The organism is Ensifer sp. WSM1721 (assembly GCF_000513895.2).
GTDB lineage: Bacteria > Pseudomonadota > Alphaproteobacteria > Rhizobiales > Rhizobiaceae > Sinorhizobium.
In genome coordinates, this window is record NZ_CP165782.1 from 1,251,868 (window position 1) to 1,271,524 (window position 19,657).

19 protein-coding genes and 1 pseudogene are annotated in these 19,657 nt (G+C 62.2%); 16 read left to right on the forward strand and 4 right to left on the reverse strand.

Going from position 1 to position 19,657, the window contains the following annotated elements:
- Positions 1–140: 140 nt before the first annotated feature.
- From tpiA to M728_RS06165, 5 genes are all read left to right on the forward strand, one after another.
- Positions 141–911, forward strand: coding sequence for a triose-phosphate isomerase (gene tpiA / locus M728_RS06145; RefSeq protein ID WP_026623347.1), 771 nt, complete (start codon positions 141–143; stop codon positions 909–911).
- Positions 912–1,041: 130 nt separating this feature from the next.
- Positions 1,042–1,521, forward strand: coding sequence for a preprotein translocase subunit SecG (secG, locus tag M728_RS06150; RefSeq protein ID WP_026623346.1), 480 nt, complete (start codon positions 1,042–1,044; stop codon positions 1,519–1,521).
- Between the two features lie 139 nt (positions 1,522–1,660).
- Positions 1,661–3,298, forward strand: a complete 1,638-nt coding sequence (locus tag M728_RS06155; RefSeq protein WP_084044707.1) for a CTP synthase — start codon at positions 1,661–1,663, stop codon at positions 3,296–3,298.
- Positions 3,299–3,479: 181 nt separating this feature from the next.
- On the forward strand, positions 3,480–3,767 hold the full coding sequence (locus tag M728_RS06160) for a hypothetical protein (RefSeq protein ID WP_026623344.1): 288 nt from the start codon (positions 3,480–3,482) through the stop codon (positions 3,765–3,767).
- A gap of 138 nt (positions 3,768–3,905) precedes the next feature.
- Positions 3,906–4,559 (forward strand): helix-turn-helix domain-containing protein, encoded by a 654-nt coding sequence (locus M728_RS06165; RefSeq protein WP_051441083.1) that lies wholly within the window; start codon positions 3,906–3,908, stop codon positions 4,557–4,559.
- A 53-nt stretch (positions 4,560–4,612) separates the two neighbouring features.
- On the opposite strand, the gene M728_RS06170 is transcribed toward M728_RS06165, so the two are convergent.
- Entirely contained in the window at positions 4,613–5,146 is a 534-nt protein-coding gene (locus M728_RS06170; protein ID WP_051441082.1) for a cytochrome P460 family protein, read from the reverse strand.
- 12 nt (positions 5,147–5,158) lie between these two features.
- Positions 5,159–5,476 carry a cupredoxin domain-containing protein gene (locus tag M728_RS06175; RefSeq protein WP_026623343.1) on the reverse strand — a complete coding sequence of 106 codons (318 nt, stop codon included), beginning with the start codon at positions 5,474–5,476 and terminating at the stop codon, positions 5,159–5,161.
- 288 nt (positions 5,477–5,764) lie between these two features.
- Between M728_RS06175 and M728_RS06180 the strand changes: the two genes are divergently transcribed.
- The 3 genes and pseudogenes from M728_RS06180 to M728_RS06190 all read left to right on the forward strand — a co-directional run bounded on the left by M728_RS06180 (position 5,765) and on the right by M728_RS06190 (position 9,780).
- Positions 5,765–7,354: a glycogen debranching N-terminal domain-containing protein gene (locus M728_RS06180; protein ID WP_245269845.1), complete on the forward strand. Its 1,590-nt coding sequence runs from the start codon at positions 5,765–5,767 to the stop codon at positions 7,352–7,354.
- A 298-nt stretch (positions 7,355–7,652) separates the two neighbouring features.
- Positions 7,653–8,688: pseudogene (locus M728_RS06185) on the forward strand (SDR family oxidoreductase).
- A 567-nt stretch (positions 8,689–9,255) separates the two neighbouring features.
- The gene (locus M728_RS06190; RefSeq protein ID WP_026623341.1) at positions 9,256–9,780 is read left to right on the forward strand and encodes a hypothetical protein; all 525 of its coding nucleotides are present in this window, start codon (positions 9,256–9,258) and stop codon (positions 9,778–9,780) included.
- 286 nt (positions 9,781–10,066) lie between these two features.
- On the opposite strand, the gene M728_RS06195 is transcribed toward M728_RS06190, so the two are convergent.
- Positions 10,067–10,606 carry a DUF3179 domain-containing (seleno)protein gene (locus M728_RS06195; RefSeq protein ID WP_051441081.1) on the reverse strand — a complete coding sequence of 180 codons (540 nt, stop codon included), beginning with the start codon at positions 10,604–10,606 and terminating at the stop codon, positions 10,067–10,069.
- Positions 10,560–10,736 carry a DUF3179 domain-containing (seleno)protein gene (locus M728_RS06200; protein ID WP_370906464.1) on the reverse strand — a complete coding sequence of 59 codons (177 nt, stop codon included), beginning with the start codon at positions 10,734–10,736 and terminating at the stop codon, positions 10,560–10,562. Before M728_RS06200 ends, M728_RS06195 begins: the two co-directional genes overlap by 47 nt.
- Before the next feature lie 434 nt (positions 10,737–11,170).
- Between M728_RS06200 and M728_RS06205 the strand changes: the two genes are divergently transcribed.
- The 8 genes from M728_RS06205 (at position 11,171) to M728_RS06240 (ending at position 19,655) form a co-directional block, all read left to right on the forward strand.
- Positions 11,171–12,061, forward strand: a complete 891-nt coding sequence (locus tag M728_RS06205; protein WP_026623340.1) for a VOC family protein — start codon at positions 11,171–11,173, stop codon at positions 12,059–12,061.
- Positions 12,062–12,063: 2 nt separating this feature from the next.
- Positions 12,064–12,903, forward strand: coding sequence for a 3-deoxy-8-phosphooctulonate synthase (gene kdsA, locus M728_RS06210; protein WP_026623339.1), 840 nt, complete (start codon positions 12,064–12,066; stop codon positions 12,901–12,903).
- Between the two features lie 139 nt (positions 12,904–13,042).
- The gene (gene eno / locus M728_RS06215; RefSeq protein WP_026623338.1) at positions 13,043–14,317 is read left to right on the forward strand and encodes a phosphopyruvate hydratase; all 1,275 of its coding nucleotides are present in this window, start codon (positions 13,043–13,045) and stop codon (positions 14,315–14,317) included.
- 381 nt (positions 14,318–14,698) lie between these two features.
- The gene (locus M728_RS06220; protein ID WP_026623337.1) at positions 14,699–15,019 is read left to right on the forward strand and encodes a septum formation initiator family protein; all 321 of its coding nucleotides are present in this window, start codon (positions 14,699–14,701) and stop codon (positions 15,017–15,019) included.
- Between the two features lie 137 nt (positions 15,020–15,156).
- Positions 15,157–16,203 (forward strand): pyruvate dehydrogenase (acetyl-transferring) E1 component subunit alpha, encoded by a 1,047-nt coding sequence (gene pdhA, locus M728_RS06225; protein ID WP_026623336.1) that lies wholly within the window; start codon positions 15,157–15,159, stop codon positions 16,201–16,203.
- Between the two features lie 17 nt (positions 16,204–16,220).
- Positions 16,221–17,594, forward strand: a complete 1,374-nt coding sequence (locus tag M728_RS06230) for a pyruvate dehydrogenase complex E1 component subunit beta (protein ID WP_026623335.1) — start codon at positions 16,221–16,223, stop codon at positions 17,592–17,594.
- 13 nt (positions 17,595–17,607) lie between these two features.
- Complete coding sequence (locus M728_RS06235; protein ID WP_026623334.1) at positions 17,608–18,957, forward strand: pyruvate dehydrogenase complex dihydrolipoamide acetyltransferase; 1,350 nt, start codon at positions 17,608–17,610, stop codon at positions 18,955–18,957.
- A 56-nt stretch (positions 18,958–19,013) separates the two neighbouring features.
- Positions 19,014–19,655, forward strand: a complete 642-nt coding sequence (locus M728_RS06240) for an SGNH/GDSL hydrolase family protein (RefSeq protein WP_026623333.1) — start codon at positions 19,014–19,016, stop codon at positions 19,653–19,655.
- Positions 19,656–19,657: the final 2 nt, after the last annotated feature.

Sequence of the window (19,657 nt, forward strand, 5' to 3'; positions counted from 1 at the left end):
AAGGTCGACAGGTCTTGCCGACGGTTCTCGGCGATGTCGCGGCGCCAGGCGGAACGAATAATGCGCTCGGGTGCTTTTTTTTGCCTTGGCGATTTGCTAGTCCGCTTGCCCGAGAGGAAGATCTGATCCGGAGGAATTTCATGACGCCCGATATCCGCCCGCTCGTTGCAGGCAACTGGAAGATGAATGGAACGCGCGCATCGCTGGACCAGATCAAGGCCATGGCGGAGGGCGTCAAGGGTGAGCTTTCCACCAAGGTGGACACGCTGATCTGCCCGCCGGCAACGCTGCTTTATGTTGCGACGGCGCTTTGCGACGACAGTCCGCTGATGATCGGTGCTCAGGACTGCCACCAGAAGGAGGCGGGCGCCCATACCGGCGACATTTCGGCCGAGATGATCGCCGATTGTTTCGGCACCCACGTCATCGTCGGCCACTCCGAGCGCCGCACCGACCACGGCGAGAGCGACGCACTGGTGCATGCCAAAGCCGAAGCAGCCCACGCCGCTGAGCTCGTCGCAATCGTCTGCATTGGCGAGACGGAAGCGGAGCGCAAGGGCGGCGAGACCCTCGATGTCCTGAAACGCCAGCTCGCAGGAAGCCTGCCGGACGGAGCGACGGCCGAGAACACCGTGATCGCCTACGAGCCGGTTTGGGCGATCGGCACGGGGCTTACACCGACGGCCGCCGACGTCGAGGAAGCGCACGCCTTCATGCGCCGCGAACTCGTGCACCGTTTTGGTGCGGAAGGCGGTAAGATGCGCATTCTCTACGGCGGCTCCGTGAAGCCCTCCAACGCCAAGGAACTGATGGGCGTCGCCAATGTCGACGGCGCGCTGATCGGCGGTGCGAGCTTGAAAGCCGACGATTTCCTCGCCATTTACAGGGCCTACGAGGAATTGACGGCCTGATCGTCGGGGCAGCCCGGCAGGGGCTTGGATTAGCCGGCGGCTTGGTATAAAGAGGCGCCAAATTGGCGCAGCCGTTCGCGGCCGCGATCGTTCGATTCGCATGCCCCGAAGAGGGCAGGACTGGAAGCTGATGCAGACCGTACTACTCGTCATCTATCTCATGGTGGTCGTCGCCTTGATCGGCGTCGTTCTCATTCAGCGTTCCGAAGGCGGTGGTCTCGGCATCGGCGGCGGCTCGGGCTTCATGTCCGCGCGCGGCACGGCCAATGCGCTGACCCGCACGACGGCCGTTCTGGCATTTCTCTTCTTCGGGCTCGCGCTCGCGATGGGCATTCTGTCGCGCTACGAGCCGCAGGCAACCGACATCCTCGAGCGGATTCCGGGCACTGGCTCGAGCGGCGGCGTGCTTGACTCGCTCGGTGGCGGCCAGCCCGCGCCGGCCGGCGGAAACACGCAGGCTCCGGCTCCGACCAACGGCGCCAACAATGCGGCTCCGGCAGGTGGCGCGACCGCTCCCGCCCAGGCGCCGACGGGTGCGGCGCCCGCGCCCGCAGCGCCGGCGAACGGCGCTAACGGCAATACGGGATCGCAAGTTCCGAGCGGCCAGTAAGGCCGCCATTCGAAAGAACCCGCCGGCGGATGGTTTCATCCGCCGGTTTTGTTTTGTGTGAAATCTGCCCTCCCGAAAGACGGAAAAATTCTGGAAGACGAATTTTTCGGTGGCGGAATCATTTGTGAAAAGGTATCCGGTGACTCCCATGGCGCGATATGTATTCATCACTGGCGGCGTGGTTTCCTCCCTCGGAAAAGGCATTGCTGCGGCCGCTCTTGGAGCGTTGCTGCAGGCGCGTGGCTACCGGGTGAGGCTGCGCAAGCTCGATCCCTATCTGAACGTGGACCCGGGCACCATGAGCCCGACCCAGCACGGCGAGGTGTTCGTCACCGACGACGGCGCCGAAACCGACCTCGATCTCGGCCACTACGAGCGCTTCACCGGGCGTTCGGCAACGAAAACCGACAACATCACCACGGGTCGGATCTACAAGAACATCATCGACAAGGAACGGCGCGGCGACTATCTCGGCGCGACGGTGCAGGTGATCCCGCACGTCACCAACGAAATCAAAAACTTCGTTACCGAGGGCAACGACGATTACGATTTCGTCATCTGTGAGATCGGCGGCACCGTCGGCGACATCGAGGCGATGCCTTTCATGGAGGCGATCCGCCAGCTCGGCAACGACTTGCCGCGCGGCACCGCCGTCTACGTCCACCTGACGCTGATGCCCTATATTCCGGCCGCGGGCGAGCTGAAGACCAAGCCCACCCAGCATTCGGTCAAGGAACTGCAGGCGCTCGGCATTCATCCCGATATCCTGCTTGTCCGCGCCGACCGCGAAATCCCGGAAGCCGAACGCCGCAAGCTGTCGCTGTTCTGCAACGTCCGCCAATCCGCGGTCATTCAAGCACTTGACGTGGCCTCGATCTATGACGTGCCGATCGCCTACCATAAGGAGGGCCTCGACAACGAAGTGCTTGCCGCCTTCGGTATCGAGCCGGCGCCGAAGCCGCGCATGCAGGCCTGGGAAGATGTCGCTCATCGCATCCGCACGCCGGAAGGCGAGGTGACGATTGCGATCGTCGGCAAATATACCGGCCTCAAGGACGCCTATAAGTCGCTGATCGAGGCGCTCTATCACGGCGGCATCGCCAACCGCGTCAAGGTCAAGCTCGAATGGATCGAGTCGGAGATCTTCGAAAAGGAAGACCCGGCGCCCTATCTGGAAAAGGTCCACGGCATTCTCGTTCCCGGCGGTTTTGGCGAGCGCGGCTCGCAGGGCAAGATCAACGCGGCCCGCTTTGCCCGCGAGCGCAAAGTGCCCTATTTCGGCATCTGTTTCGGCATGCAGATGGCGGTCGTCGAGGCAGCCCGCAATCTCGCCGGCATCGAGAAGGCGTCGTCGACCGAATTCGGGCCGACCAAGGAACCGGTCGTCGGCCTAATGACCGAATGGGTCAAAGGCAACGAGCTCGAGAAGCGTTCGGCCTTGGGCGACCTTGGCGGCACCATGCGCCTCGGCGCCTACCGGGCGGCCCTCAAGCCGAGTACCAAGATCGCCGAGATTTATGGTTCGACGGACATTTCCGAGCGCCACCGTCACCGCTATGAGGTCAACGTCGACTACAAGGATCGGTTGGAGTCCTGCGGTCTCGTCTTCTCTGGCATGTCGCCGGACGGCCTGCTGCCGGAAACGATCGAATACCCGGACCATCCCTGGTTCATCGGCGTTCAGTATCATCCGGAGCTGAAGTCGCGTCCGCTCGATCCGCACCCGCTCTTTGCGAGCTTCGTCGAGGCGGCGTTGGTGCAGTCGCGGCTCGTTTAGAGCCCTTCACGGTTAAATGGAAGCAGTTCTGCCGGAGCAGGTTTCGTGAGGGCAGAGGCGATTAGGGGCGTACCCGGATGTACGTCCGAGTTGATCGCCTCTGATCCTGGCGGAAAGATGCCCGGCCCTGCGGGTTGGCTGAAACGGACGCCTGATCGGCCGGCCGGCTTGGACGTATGCTTTGGCTACGCCGCGCGCCGGCCGGTCGACCATCCGACTCCGTTTGAGCCAACAGAACCGTTTCCATTTAACCCTGAAGGGCTCCAGGCTGCTGGCAGCGAAGATCTTGTGCTGCGGCGCGCTTGTGCTCGCCGCAGCTGGCGCCATCAGCCTGGTCGACGCCGCCAGTTGGCTTTTGGAGGGCGGTTTCGACTGTTGGAAGGTCGCCAGCATTGACAGCCTCCCTTGCGAGCAGAAAACGCCGACGATTGCGAACTTGAGCCGCATGTTTGCAAGCGGCTACACTTAGGTACGCCCTTTCTAAACGGCAAATAGGGTCGCTGGGCATTGATGGGAGCGGGATTTGAGCGTCAAGCCACGTCGGAAGATCATCGCGACAGAGCCGGATAGTACAGCCGTCGCGGGAGGGCGGCCGAAGCGTCGGCGATTGCCGTCCGATGAACGTCGCACCGCTATTCTTGCCGAGGCAGCGGCGCTGTTCGCGGAAGAAGGCTTCGGAGCTTCGACGCGCGCGCTGGCCTTGCGCCTCGGTATCACGCAAGCCGCGCTCTATAAGCATTTCCGGAGCAAGGACGAGATTATCGCAGCGCTGTTCCACGAGCGTGCCATGCGTTGGCGCAAGGAGGACTGGCGTGCGGCGCTCACCTCGAACGAAGCGCCGCTCGTCGAGCGGCTCGGTCGTCTTTATGCCGGCTACGTCGGTGCCATCACCGGCCGGTCGATGCGCCTGTTCGTTCGTGCCGGTCTGGACGGTTATGGTCAGCCCGGCCGGCGCGGCGCCGTGCTGACCGCGTCGATCCTTGAGCCGGTCATCGGCGCGCTGAGGCGCGAGGCCGGCCTGCCGGACCTTTCGAGCCGCCCCATGCAGCACGAAGAGCGCGAAATCGCCATGACGCTGCACGGTGCGCTCATGTTCCTCGCGATCCGCAAGCACGTTTATCGGATGCCGTTGCCGGACGATCTCACGCAATATGCCATGCGCCAGGTGCGCCTCTGGCTGCCTGGTGCGATTGCCGAGATGCGGCAGCTCCACGCCAGTCCTCCGGAAGAGATTGTGCCGCAACTTGCGCCGCGGCGGTGATCGGCCGAGGGTGTTACAGGCTCGCTCGGTCAGAGCAGCGCTTCACGTGGGAGCTACTTGCCCTCGCGGTCCAAAAGATACTTCGCGTAGGTGAAATTGAAATCGCGGCCGGCCCGGTTGCGATGGCAGGAGAAGCATCCGTCGAATTTTGCATCCGCCTTGGGCGCGCCATCGGGCAGGTAATGCGCATAGTCCCAGTCGCCATTGCGCACCTCTGGCGGATAGGCTTCGCCCCAGCCCGCGCGCTTCTCCATGACGAAGACATTGGTTATCTGGTCGGTCGGCACGAGGCGACCGTCCGGCCCAAGCTCGACACTGCCGGAGGCGTCCAGTTTCGCCCGGTGATCCTCCATGATGAGAATGGTTCCGTCAGGGGCCGGCTCGCCGGCCTTCGCTTTGGCATGGCTCTCCGGGCTCACATACATGAAGCGAATGGTCTTACGGTCCGGCCGGTCGACGGTGTTGAAGAGCACGAAGCGTTCAGCATAGCCCGTCGGGAAGGCGACGCGGTCCGGCCCGGCAAGCGTATAGCCCGCCAGGCCTGAAACGAAGACGGCGGCCAGGCTGATGGCGACGATCTTGCGCATGATTGCTCTCCCTTACGGTCTTACGACGACGCGGGTGTGCATTTCCTCGTGGATGACGCATTCGACATCAAACGCCCCGGTTTTGCGGACTGTGAGGGTTGTCTCGCTCCCCGGTTCCTGCTTGCCGAGGTCGGTCGAAAAGCCGACGGTGGCTATCAGCACGTTGTGCGCCCGAGTGTCGTCATTTAGGAAGACGAGCGTGTCGCCCACCTTCGCCTCGATCATCGCGGGCGCGTAGGCCATGCCCACCATGCCGATGCGGTGTTCGCCGGCGTGACTCGCAGATGCCAAAACAGTGCCAGCCATGGTCAGAAAAATTACCGCGCGCATGTCTCCTCCCGCAGGTTCATGCGGTTTGCAGGTCAGGTAGCCTTGTCCCGATGGATTAAGTTGTCAATCGATAACTTAATCCATCGATGAGGATCACGGACCTTTGAAAGGGTCTCGGACGGTCTTTCTTGCGAGCCCCGGCCTCGGCGCGCTTGGGCATCTCCTTGTCCGACCAGTGACCGTCACGAACTGCAATCGGCGCCGGAAAACAGGCTCACACTTATTTGAATCGTCGTGCGTATCCTCCGGCCACACCCCGCGCGTTTCTGCCCCATGGCTATTGAATCAATGTCCATACCCCATGAGCAGCCTGACGAAAGTCTGGTCCGCCTGCGCGTGCGACCTGAAACGGTCTACGTGACCAAGGGCCGGACCGTACTGGCCACAGGTCCCGATGGATTCCTCGACAGCGCACCCGATCAAGGCCTATTTGTCCACCAGACGAGGATGCTCAGCCGCTACCGATACCTGATCGAAGGTCGGCGCCTGCATCCTGTCTCTGTCTCTAACGTGGCTCAGCACTCGTGGCTGGGCTACTTCATCGCCTCCACGCGATCGTTCACGGACCGGGAGCCGGCAATCGCGGAAATTGCCCAGAATTGCGTGGAACTGCGGCTGTCGCGCTACGTCGGCGAGGGATTTCACGAGGACGCGGACCTGACGAACTTCACTCAGGAAACCGTCCAATTCGTCCTCGCCCTGGAGTTGGACGCTGACTTCGCCGACCAGGGCGAAACGCGCGGCGAACGTCGTCAGATAGGGCGGTTGGCCCGAAGATGGAGCGAAGGAGAGAAAGCCTGGGAATTGAGTTTCGCCTACACAGCGCATCACACCTACGATCACCAGGGGGAAGAAGGCACCGCCTCAATCAAACGTGGACTGCGGGTCCGATTCTCAAACACCAGCACACCGCCTCGGCATACGGAGCGCGGGATCGCCTTTCAGGTCACACTAGCGCCCCACGAAAAGTGGCACTGCTGCCTTGACTTCCTTCCGGTGCTGGACGAACGCGAGCTTGTCCCGACCTACAGATGCCGCTCGTTTGGGCCGACGGCAAACGACTACGACAGTGCCACTCGGCGCTTCATGAGCAAGGCCACTCGCTTTTCAAGCGCCGAGAGCGGCACGCTGTCGAATGTGGTGGTCGGCTCCCTTGAGCAGGCAAAGCGGGATCTCGACGCCTTGCGGCTCCACGATCTCGATTTATCGGAGCGTGGCTGGACGGTCGCAGCGGGGCTGCCGCTCTATGTCGCGCTGTTCGGCCGCGACACGCTTACGGCCGCCTGGGAAGCCGCTCCGGTTACGTCCGAAGTGATGGAGGGCCTTCCCGCCTACAACCCATATTCCTATCATCGGGGCACTGTCTGGCCGGTCGAGCACGGCCCGTTTGCAATCGGCGCCTACCGCTATGGATGCCATGACTATGTCGAGCGGATTTGCCGCTCCCAATTCGAGACCGCTGCCATGTTCGATTTCTTCCGTCTGCCGGAGTGCATAGCCGGTCATCAGCGCGGCGAGGATCACCCTTTCCCAGCGGTCTACCCTGTCGCGAACTCGCCACAGGCATGGTCGTCAACAACCGTCTACACGCTCCTCCAGGCGATGCTCGGTCTTCAGCCTTTCGCCCCTTTGCGCATGCTGTTCGTCGACCCGTTCCTGCCCGAATGGCTACCGGAGATCACAGTCTCGAACCTGCGGGTGGCGGATGCTGTTGTGACCCTCAGGTTCTTTCGCCGCAAAGACGGCAGGAGCGATTACAGGGTTCTGGAAAAGCGCGGCCGGCTGCACGTCATAAGACAGCCAAGTCCCTGGTCTTTGACGGCAGGCTATTGGGAGCGCGCCAAGGATATTCTTCTGAGCCTCGCTCCGGGCCGATAGGGCCCTGCTGATCGCGATGCCGGCCGCCTTCGGCGCCTCATCTACGTCGTCAACTTCTACGGTTTCACGGGCATCTTCCCATGGTTCGCGGACGCTCGCGGCTGGGCTTGTGCTGGGTCTGGTTTACGAACCGCTCGAGAAGCGGCACGAACACCGACCGTTGCATCACGCTTGAGCGTAACCTCGCGGTCGAGGTTTCCAACAGATGCGCTCTGGGGTCCGTCCAAATCATCCTTGAGCGCGGAGGGAACACATTTCCGGCGCAGCGGGTTGTGAAGAAGCGCGCTGCAGAAAGTGGATTCGGTTCGTGCACTATTCCGAACTATCGGGGCGGACAGTTGTGGTAACGGGAGCCTCCGCTGGAGTCGGGCGGGCAACCGCTGTTGTCCTTGCTGACAGGGGCGCCAAGGTCTGCCTTATTGCTCGAAAAAGTCAGGGCCTGCTTGAGGCGAAAGCCGAAGTTGAGTCCAGGGGCGTCAATGCAGTTGCAGTTGCCGCGGACGTGGCGGATGCCAAGGCGGTGTTCGCCGCCGCCGCCGAATGTGAACGGCGCCTTGGACAGATCGATGTGTGGATCAACAACGCAATGGCTACCGTGTTCTCGCCGGTCGCGGAGATTACTCCGGAGAGGTCCGGCGCGTCACGGAGGTGACCTACCTCGGGTATGTTCACGGCACGATGGCTGCTCTCAGCTTCATGCGTCCCGTAATCGGGGAGTCATCGTCCAGGTGGGCTCTGCCCTGGCGTATCGCGGCATTCCGCTTCAGGCTGCCTATTGCGGCGCGAAGCACGCGATACGCGGCTTCACAGATTCACTCCGGGCGGAACTCATTCACGAAGGGAGCAAGATCGCGCTGACCACTGTCCATTTGCCTGCGGTGGACACGCCGCAATTCGATTGGGCACGTACGCACATGGACACGCAACCGAGGCCGGTCGCACCGGTCTACCGACCCGAGGTGGCGGCAGATGCTATCGTTCGTGCGGCGCTCCATCCGAAACGCGAATACTGGCTCGGGAATCGCACGTCGCTGATTATTCTCGGCAACCTTGTTGCTCCGTCGATGCTGGACCGGCTTTTGGCACGGACGGCGGTCGAGGCTCAGCAAACCGAACGGCCGGCGAATGCCGGTCGCCGAGACAACCTGTTCACACCCGTTGAGGGATTGCACCGGATCAACGGATCTTTCGGGAATGAAGCGGTCGCCGATGCAATCGCCGTTTCGGAGCCTCGGACCAGAATCACCGCCGTCATCGGCGGGGCACTGATCGCAGCAATTCTCGGGGCACTCATAGGCCGCGCCGCGCGCCAAAGACGGATCAGGCGCAGCTGAACAGCCACTCCAAATGCAATTTGCAGCCCCGCTGACATCAACAGGACTCGGCGCGAGTTTTCATTTCTGCGTGACCGGCCCCCCTCGGACGTGTCGGCCGGCGCTCTTGAGTCGGCGCGTGATGGGCGCGCCAGCTGGCTGCGGTGGGCGCGCCAGCTCCGATCGTAGATTCGATCTCGAGGGAATACGGCCGGTCGGAACAATCGTTATGATGCTACCTGGAGCGTTTGGGCTGCGGGTCCGGCGGTTCCAGGGCGGTTGAAAGCATTTTGAGGATAGGCGAGCCTTTAGATCGTCTCGTAACCTCGAATAACGGTTCAGGTTGGAGGACGGTCCGGCCTTTGCTCATATAGATGGATTCCGGACGTGCCCGCAGGCGAATGAGGCTGTGGTCGGGCAGTTCAGGGGGCATATCCGTCGGCTCCGCCCCATGCAGGATATTACGCGGGAAGCCAGAGGGAATTTCGAGCGTTCAATTCACCGTGAATCCAGCCGGAAGCCGGGAACACCGACCCGCTCGGCCCGTTTGCTTCTGAAAAAAGTTGCACTCAAACAGGAGTGACAGTCATGGCCTATCGGGAATACATCCACACGCCTGTGACACCGCGCGACATGCGGTGGGGCCTTCGGCAGGGCGCCATTGCAGGCATCGTCGCAGGTATCGTGTTTGCTGCCTTCGAAATGATCGTCAGCGCGTTGATGATGGGGGCCGCGGCGTTCTTCATGCCCCTGCGCATGATCGGCGCCATCGCGCTCGGACCAGGGGCGCTCGACCCCAACTATTCGCTCGTGACGGCGGGCATCGCCGGCGTCGTCGTGCATATGGTGCTTGCGATCATCTTCGGAATAATCTTCGGGGAAATCGCAGCAATGTTGCGAGGGCCAGTTGCCTTTATCGGCGCGGGCAGCCTCTTCGGGCTCGCCCTCTGGCTGATCAACTTCTATGTGATCGCCCCGGCCTTATTCCCCTGGTTCCTGGAATCGAGTCCGCTGGTGCAGTTCATCGCCCATACCTTCTTCTTCGGTTCAGTGCTCGGCTACTATCTGTGGAAGTCGCACCAGAGAAGCGGGTTGGAAGAACCTGCGGTTTAGCGAGTCGCCTCGGGCTAAAATTTAAGCCCTGGGCGGGTCACTTGAGCAACGGCATAGTTTATCTCGGCTCCATTCGGTTCCAACTCTCGGGTTACCTCGTGGAAGGGGGATGGTGAGCATTCCCATCCCCCTCGGGGCTGTCTCTGGATCACGATGCTTTGGGTCGGATCGTATGTCTCGGGGCGGGGCGGCCGCTATCCCAACGGAGGGGCGCGGGCCATCGCGACCGACGTTACGCCGTGCGTGCGCCGGCAGCGCAGGAAAGAATGTCCTTCGACCACACGGTTCATCTGTGCGTAACTGGTCCCTCTTTCGTGTGTAATGTTCCGTGGGGCTCGAAAGCAAAAAATGCGAAGGCGAACGTGACGGTGTAGGGCACGTCTTTGCCATGGCGCTGCACCACCACATTGCCGACATCGGCACCGCGGGTGATATCCGCGGTGTCGAGTGCGGAGGCCTGTCCTGGCCGCCAACGAATGCGCAGCTCACCGGCCTTGATGACGCCCTTCTCGCGCACCAGCGGCAGTGTCCAGGCCTCCTTGCCCACAGCCACGACCCGCATCATTGCCGGCACCTTGTCCGGGAGTCTGCCCGTAAACAGGAACGGCCGCGGCGCCTGGTCGTAGCCGACGTAAGGATTGCTGCCGTAGGCGCGGAATCGCGGATTGTTCGGCACCAGCACGCGACCTTCGGGAGCCCGCGCGCGAAAACTCTCGAAGGACTCGAGGCGCGAAGGGACGATTTTCAGCGACCGGCCCGCCAATTCGCCGACGATGGCCTCACCGCCAAATTGCTGCCACCAGCTCTCCGTCTGGCGGTCGTACATCACCAGATCCGAATGGCGAAGCCTTCCCGGTCGTACCGAAATCGAGCGTTCTGCCGGCGAGTCGCCGATCGAAGACGATGCCGGTGTTGCACAAAGGGCAATAGGTCACCGTTACCGGCACGCCCGGCACCCGAGGGCGCCGACAGCATCCAGACCGTTGCCCTGGCCATCAAGCACGGCATGACGACGAAGGCGCTTGGCGAGACGATCTTCCCGTATCTGACCACGGTCGAGGGCCTGAAGCTCGCCGCACAGGGCTTTGGCAAAGACGTCGCCAAGCTCTCATGCTGCGCCGGATAGCGAGGCGACGATGGAACCCTCGATCGGTCATGGCCTTGCCCGGCGGCGCGGTCGACGGTGCATCTGCATCCGGTCTGGAGCGGCGAAGGCTGTTGCTCACCGACGCAGCGAGAAGGCAAGGCGAAGCGCCCTACCTCGTTCCGCCGGCAACGCAAGCGGTCTCGCTCAGGTTCCCGTGCTCCGGCGATGATGATCGACCGCCGCGCTTGCAATCGGCGGTCAAAAGTTGCAAACAGCGGCAAATCGGTCATCAGGGAAACCGCCATGAACCTGCCCAAGCGAACCGCCCGCCCGCTCGATCATCTCGTGCTGCCGGTGGCCGATCTCACGCGGGCAAGGCGGCGTCTCACAAATCTCGGCTTCACTGTTGCCGACGACGCACGCCATCCCTTCGGCACCGCGAACGCCTGCGTCTTCTTCTCGGACAACACCTATCTGGAGCCGCTTGCCGTCGCCTCGCGCGAGGAATGCGAGGCCGCCGCCCTTGACGGCAACGTCTTCGTGGCGCGCGATCAGGCGTTCCGTTTCCGCCAGGGACCGGAAGGTCTCTCGGCGATCGTGCTTGGGACGCCGGACGCGACCGAAGATCACATCCGTTTCCGCTCGTGCGGCATCTCCGGCGGAGATATGTTGGAGTTCTCTCGCCCGATGCGGCTGCCGGACGGGCGTGAAGGCCTCGGCTCTTTCCGGCTCGCCTTTGCCGCGGATCTGCGCTCGCCGGATTTCTTTCTTTTCAGTTGCCAGCGCATCCGCGCCCTGCCGATCGACAGCACGTCGCTTCATCACCATGAGAACGGCGTGCTCGGCATAGCCGAGGTCGTGCTTTCGGAACAGAACCCGACCGATTTCCAGTATCTGCTACAGGAAGGCGTCGACGAACGCGAGGTGTCGGCCCATTCCTTCGGCATGGACATCCAGGCCGGCAGCGCCAAGCTCACCGTCCTGAACTCGGCCGGCATGGAGGCTTTCTTCGGCCGATCGGTAAGCGGTGCCGAACGCGGCTTGCGCGGCCGCGCGGTGGTGTTCCGCGTCGCCGACCTCGAAGCGACGCGCGGGCTGTTTGCGGCCAACGATATCGAATTTGCAGAAATGGGCGGACGCCTCATTGTTCCGGAAGCGCCGGGGCAGGGGGTGATTTTCGCGTTTGGAGTGTGACGATGGAAACGAATGCAACGGTTGTCGTCGGCGAGGGTGCCGGCCAGGTGGTCTTTTCGCAGAAGGAACGGCTGACGCTGATCGCCGGCCCTTGCCAGATGGAGAGCCGCGAGCACGCCTTCATGATAGCCGGAAAGCTCGTGGAGCTTTGCAAGTCGCTCGGGCTCGGCCTTGTCTATAAGTCCTCCTTCGACAAGGCGAACCGCACGTCCCTTTCCGGCAAACGTGGCATCGGCCTTGAAAAAGCGATGGAAATCTTTGCCGACGTCAAGAAGGAGTTCGGATTTCCGGTGCTGACGGATATCCACACCGAGGAGCAGTGTGCCGTCGTCGCTGAGACCGTCGATATCCTGCAGATCCCCGCCTTCCTGTCGCGCCAGACGGACCTGCTTGTCGCGGCTGCCAAGACGGGACGCGTGATCAATGTCAAGAAGGGCCAGTTCCTCGCCCCCTGGGACATGAAGAACGTGCTTGCCAAGTTCACGATGAGCGGCAATCCGAACGTGCTGCTGTGCGAGCGCGGCGCGTCTTTCGGCTACAATACGCTGGTTTCCGATATGCGCTCGCTGCCGATCATGGCGGCTTTTGGTGCGCCGGTGGTCTTTGACGCCACTCATTCCGTACAGCAGCCCGGCGGGCAGGGCGGCTCGTCAGGCGGCCAGCGCGAATTTGTCGAGACCCTGGCGCGGGCGGCCGTTGCGGTCGGCGTCGCAGGTGTCTTCATCGAGACCCACGAAGATCCTGACAACGCGCCTTCCGACGGACCGAATATGGTGCCGCTCAAGGACATGCCGCGGCTTCTCGAAAAGCTGCTCGCCTTCGACGCCATCGCCAAGGCCTGAGCGGCGCCGCGCTGTTTTCGTGAAATTTTCATGAAGCACGATGACGCCGGCCGTTTGCATCCGCCGCGCCATTGTAATTTCGAGGCCATGAATTAAGAAAGGCCGACCATCATCATCGTCCACAAGCAGGGAAGAGATCATGACTGCTATCATCGACATCATCGGCCGAGAAATTCTCGACAGCCGCGGCAACCCGACCGTCGAGGTCGACGTCCATCTCGAAGACGGCAGTTTCGGTCGGGCTGCCGTTCCCTCGGGTGCCTCCACCGGTGCGCATGAGGCGGTCGAACTGCGCGATGGCGGCACCCGCTATCTCGGCAAGGGTGTCGAACGCGCGGTCGATGCCGTCAACGGCGAGATTTTCGAAGCGATCGGCGGCCTGGACGCGGAAAACCAGATCCAGATCGACAAGACGATGATCGAGCTCGACGGCACGCCGAACAAGTCTCGCCTCGGCGCCAACGCCATTCTTGGCGTTTCGCTCGCCGTCGCCAAGGCCGCCGCCGAAGCCTCTGGCCTGCCGCTCTACCGCTATGTCGGTGGCCCGAACGCGCATCTTCTGCCGGTTCCGATGATGAACATCATCAATGGCGGCGCTCATGCCGACAACCCGATCGATTTCCAGGAATTCATGATCATGCCGGTCGGCGCCGAGACGCTGAAGGACGCCGTGCGCATGGGCTCGGAGGTCTTCCACACGCTGAAGAAGCAGCTTGCCGCCGAGGGCCACAACACCAATGTCGGCGACGAAGGCGGTTTCGCACCGGGTCTCGCTTCCGCTCCTGCGGCGCTCGACTTCATCATGAAGTCGATTGAGAAGGCGGGTTACAAGCCGGGCGAAGACATGTATGTCGCGCTCGATTGCGCCTCGACGGAATTCTTCAAGGACGGCAAATACGTGCTTGAAGGCGAGGGCCGCACGCTGGAGCCGGGCGCAATGGCCGAATATCTCGCCGAGCTCGCGGGCAAGTATCCGATCATTTCGATCGAGGACGGCATGGCCGAGGACGACTGGGACGGCTGGAAGGCGCTGACCGACCTCATCGGCAGCAGGTGCCAGCTCGTCGGCGACGACCTGTTCGTCACCAACTCCGCTCGTCTGCGCGACGGCATCAAGATGGGTGTCGCGAACTCGATCCTCGTCAAGGTCAACCAGATCGGCTCGCTCTCCGAGACGCTCGATGCCGTCGAGACGGCGCATAAGGCACGCTACACCGCCGTCATGTCGCACCGTTCCGGCGAGACAGAGGATTCGACGATCGCCGACCTTGCGGTTGCCACCAACTGCGGCCAGATCAAGACCGGTTCGCTCGCCCGCTCCGACCGGCTCGCCAAATACAACCAGCTTATCCGCATCGAAGAGCAGCTCGGCCTGCAGGCACAATATGCCGGCCGCTCGATCCTGCGCGGCTGATTGATGGCGGGTAGCTACTGCATGTTTCCTTAAATCGTACCCGATTTAAGGACAAAAACATGCAGCCATTCAAAGTGCTACAGCGCCCTTTGTGCGTCTGAAAAGACGCACGGCGCTGTAGGGTTTCGCCCTCATCCGCCTGCCGGACCAAGGATTCAAGCCCGTCTGCCTCGCCGGCAGGCGGGTTTCGCTTTTTCAGGCCATTCATGGTCAACGGTCGGTTAATCAATCGCCGTTAGTCTCGGTCTTCGTACTGCGTATGGAGCGAGACGCGCGAAAGTATGTGCGGTTTATTCGCGCATCCCGCTCCAACTTCTAGAATCGATCACTCATGATCTCGGGCGAGTTTGCCTGAGTTCATCGTGATCCAGGGCATGAGCGATGTGGACACGGCATCACAAGAAGCGGAGACTGGGGCGATTGGTGGTACCGCTACTGGCGGTCGCCTTCCTTTCCTATTTCGGTTATCATTCCATTCATGGCGGCTACGGTCTGAGGGCAACCGAGGAATTCGACCGCCAGATCGCCGAGCGGCAGGCGCTGCTGGACGAGCTCACTCAGAAGCGAAAAATCCTTGAAAAGGAAGTGGAGCTGATGAGCGATGGCTCGCTGGAAAGAGACATGCTGGATGAAAAGGCTCGCCTCGCGCTCAACATGTCGCGTAGCGACGAGATCGTTATTTTTCACCATTCCGGAAATTAACCGAAATTAAGTTAATTGAAGTAAATTCAGGAAAATCAAAGGGTTGTGCGGAATAATAGCCATGCAAATATGGCATTGCTGCAGCGCTCTTCTTTGCCTATGGTAGCCGACCAAAGGCTAACCGTAGGGAGGAACGAATGGCTCCGCGAAAAACCGCGTCCGTCTCCAGCCGCAAGACTGCTGCCAAGCCGGCCAAGAAGGACTTCACCGGCGGCACGATCGCCGAATTCTCCAAGGAAGATGATCTGAAAGCCTATCGCGAGATGCTGTTGATCCGGCGTTTCGAGGAGAAGGCCGGCCAGCTCTATGGCATGGGCTTCATCGGCGGCTTCTGTCACCTCTACATCGGCCAGGAAGCGGTCGTGGTCGGCATGCAGATGGCGCTGAAGGAAGGCGATCAGGTCATTACCGGCTATCGCGATCACGGCCACATGCTCGCCTGCGGCATGAGCGCGCGCGGCGTCATGGCGGAGCTCACCGGTCGCCGCGGCGGCCTTTCCAAAGGGAAGGGCGGCTCGATGCACATGTTCTCCAAGGAAAAGCATTTCTATGGCGGCCACGGCATCGTCGGGGCGCAGGTATCGCTCGGAACCGGTCTTGCTTTCGCCAACAGATATCGCGGCAACGATAATGTCAGCCTCGCCTATTTCGGCGACGGCGCCGCCAACCAGGGCCAGGTTTATGAGAGCTTCAATATGGCGGCTCTTTGGAAGCTTCCGGCGATCTACATCGTCGAGAACAACCGCTATGCGATGGGGACCTCCGTGTCGCGTGCCTCGGCGCAGACCGACTTCTCGCAGCGCGGCGCTTCCTTCGGTATTCCCGGCTATCAGGTCGACGGCATGGACGTGCGCGCTGTCAAGGCGGCTGCCGACGAGGCCGTCGAGCACTGCCGCTCCGGCAAGGGTCCGATCATCCTCGAAATGCTGACCTATCGCTATCGCGGCCATTCGATGTCCGACCCGGCGAAGTATCGGTCGAAGGATGAAGTGCAGAAGATGCGTTCGGAGCACGATCCGATCGAGCAGGTGAAGGCCCGTGTCATGGAGAAAGGCTGGGCCAGCGAGGACGAGCTGAAGCAGATCGACAAGGATGTTCGCGACATCGTCGCGGACAGTGCCGACTTCGCCCAGTCTGATCCGGAGCCGGATGCATCCGAGCTCTACACCGACATCCTGCTTTGATCCGGGGAGGGACAAATATGCCAGTAGAAATTCTCATGCCTGCCCTTTCCCCGACGATGGAGGAAGGCACGCTTTCCAAGTGGCTGAAGAACGAGGGCGACAAGGTGTCCTCCGGCGACGTCATCGCCGAGATCGAAACCGACAAGGCGACGATGGAAGTGGAAGCCGTCGACGAAGGCACGATCGGCAAGTTGCTGATTGCCGCGGGCACGGAAGGCGTCAAGGTCAACACGCCGATTGCCGTGCTGCTGCAGGACGGTGAAGGCGCAGGTGACATTGCAGCCAAAGCCGAGGCGCCGAAAACCGAGGCGCCGAAGCCTGCGACCGAGGCTCCGGCTGCCGCAGCTCCGGTCGCCGCTCAGCCGAAGGCGGAAATTCCCTCCGACCCGGCAATCCCCGCGGGCACCGAGATGGTGACGATCACGGTGCGCGAGGCGCTTCGTGACGCTATGGCGGAAGAGATGCGCGCCAACGACGACGTCTTCGTCATGGGTGAGGAGGTTGCCGAATACCAGGGCGCCTACAAGATCACACAGGGTCTCTTGCAGGAATTCGGACCGCGCCGCGTGGTCGATACGCCGATCACCGAGCACGGCTTTGCGGGCGTTGGCGTCGGCGCGGCGATGACCGGCCTGCGTCCGATCGTCGAGTTCATGACCTTCAACTTCGCCATGCAGGCGATCGACCAGATCATCAACTCCGCCGCCAAGACGCTCTATATGTCTGGCGGCCAGATGGGCGCGCCGATCGTCTTCCGTGGCCCGAGCGGTGCCGCCGCCCGCGTCGCCGCACAGCACTCGCAGTGCTATGCCGCCTGGTACAGCCATATTCCGGGCCTGAAGGTCGTCATGCCCTATACGGCGGCAGACGCAAAGGGCCTGCTGAAGGCCGCCATCCGCGACCCGAACCCGGTAATCTTCCTCGAAAACGAAATCCTCTACGGCCATACCTTCGAAGTGCCGAAGCTTAATGATTTCGTGCTGCCGATCGGCAAGGCCCGCATCCACCGCTTCGGCAAGGACGCGACCATCGTTTCCTTCGGCATCGGCATGACCTACGCGGTCAAGGCTGCGGCCGAACTCGAGGCGCAGGGCATCGACGTCGAGATCATCGACCTTCGCACCATCCGCCCGATGGATCTTCCGACGGTGATTGAATCCGTCAAGAAGACCGGCCGCCTCGTCACGGTAGAAGAAGGCTATCCGCAGTCTTCCGTCGGTACCGAGATCGCCACCCGTGTCATGCAGCAGGCCTTCGATTATCTCGACGCGCCGGTGCTCACGATCGCTGGCAAGGACGTGCCGATGCCCTATGCGGCCAACCTCGAAAAGCTCGCTTTGCCGAGCGTCAGCGAAGTCGTCAATGCGGTGAAAGCCGTCTGCTACAAATAAGGGGGTCGTTCGCATGCCAATCAATATCACCATGCCGGCCCTGTCTCCGACGATGGAGGAAGGCAATCTCGCCAAGTGGCTGGTCAAGGAAGGCGATAAGGTGAAGTCCGGCGACGTCATCGCCGAGATCGAAACCGACAAGGCGACGATGGAAGTCGAAGCCGTCGATGAAGGCACGGTCGCCAAGATCGTCGTCCCCGCTGGCACCGAAGGCGTCAAGGTCAATGCGCTGATCGCGGTTCTCGCCGCCGAAGGCGAGGACGTCTCCGTGGCCGCCAAGGGCAACGGCGCCGCGGCGCCCGTGGCGAAGGCTTCGGAACAAGCTCCGTCAGCGGCTGCCGCTGCTCCCGCACCGGCCGCAGCACCGGCGCCGCAGGCTTCTGCACCGGCGCCGCAGGCCACGGCACCGGTACCGGCCATCAGCGATGGCAAGCGCATCTTCTCCTCGCCGCTCGCGCGTCGCCTCGCCAAGGAGGCGGGCATCGATCTTTCGGCGATCGCCGGCTCCGGCCCCTACGGCCGGGTCGTCAAGAAGGACGTCGAGGCGGCCGTTGTCGGCGGCACGGCCAAGCCGGCAGCTGCCCCGGCTCCCGCCGCAGCTCCGTCTCCGGCGCTTGCCAAGGGCATGCCGGAGGATGCGGTCCTGAAGCTCTTCGAGCCGGGCTCCTACGAGCTCGTGCCGCATGACGGCATGCGCAAGACCATTGCCAAGCGCCTGCAGGAATCGAAGCAGACGATCCCGCATTTCTACGTCTCGCTCGATTGCGAGCTCGACGCGCTCCTGGCGCTGCGCGCCCAGCTCAATGCGGCTGCACCCGAGAAGGACGGCAAGCCGGTCTACAAGCTTTCGGTCAACGATATGGTGATCAAGGCGCTCGCGCTTGCATTGCGTGACGTTCCGGACGCGAACGTCTCCTGGACGGATAGCAACATGGTCAAGCACAAGCACGCTGATGTCGGCGTTGCGGTCTCCATTCCCGGCGGCCTGATCACGCCGATCGTCCGCCAGGCGGAGTTGAAGAGCCTTTCGGCCATCTCCAACGAGATGAAGGATCTCGGCAAGCGCGCTAAGGAGCGCAAGCTGAAGCCGGAAGAGTATCAGGGTGGCACGACCGCCGTCTCCAACATGGGCATGATGGGCGTCAAGGACTTCGCCGCCGTCGTCAACCCGCCGCATGCGACGATCCTGGCGGTCGGCGCCGGCGAGGAGCGCGTTGTCGTCAAGAACAAGGAGATGGTCATCGCCAACATGATGACCGTGACGCTCTCCACCGACCATCGCTGCGTCGATGGCGCGCTCGGCGCCGAGCTGCTCGGTGCCTTCAAGCGCTACATCGAAAATCCGATGGGCATGCTCGTTTGATGCATCGGGACCGGCCGTCGCGCCGGTCCTTTCTTCCCTGACATGCGAGTAGGCAGATGAAGACAGTCCTTTGCTACGGTGACAGTCTGACCTGGGGCTATGACGCGGGCAGCGCGGGTCGGCACGCATTGGAGGATCGCTGGCCGAGCGTGCTGCAGAAGGCGATCGGCTCCGGCGTGAATATCGTCGCCGAGGGGCTGAACGGCCGCACGACGGCCTATGACGACCATCTGGCGGATTGCGACCGCAACGGTGCGCGCGTCCTGCCCACGGTTCTCCACAGCCACGCCCCACTCGATCTCGTCATCCTCATGCTCGGCTCGAACGACATGAAGCCGGCGATTCATGGCACGGCCTTCGGCGCGGTCAAGGGCATCTCACGGCTCGTCAGCCTGGTGCGCAAGCACGACTGGCCGACCGAGGTCGGGGACGGGCCGGACATGCTGATCGTCTCGCCGCCGCCGCTTTGCGAGACCGCCAACAGCGCCTTTGCCGCGATGTATGCCGGCGGCGTCGAGCAATCGGCGATGCTGGCCTCTCTTTATCGGGATCTCGCCGACGAGCTCGACTGCGGCTTTTTCGATGCCGGTTCCGTCGCACGAACGACGCCGCTCGATGGCGTTCATCTCGACGCGGACAACACCCGGGCGATCGGCCGTGGATTGGAGCCGGTCGTGCGGATGATGCTCGGACTCTGAAG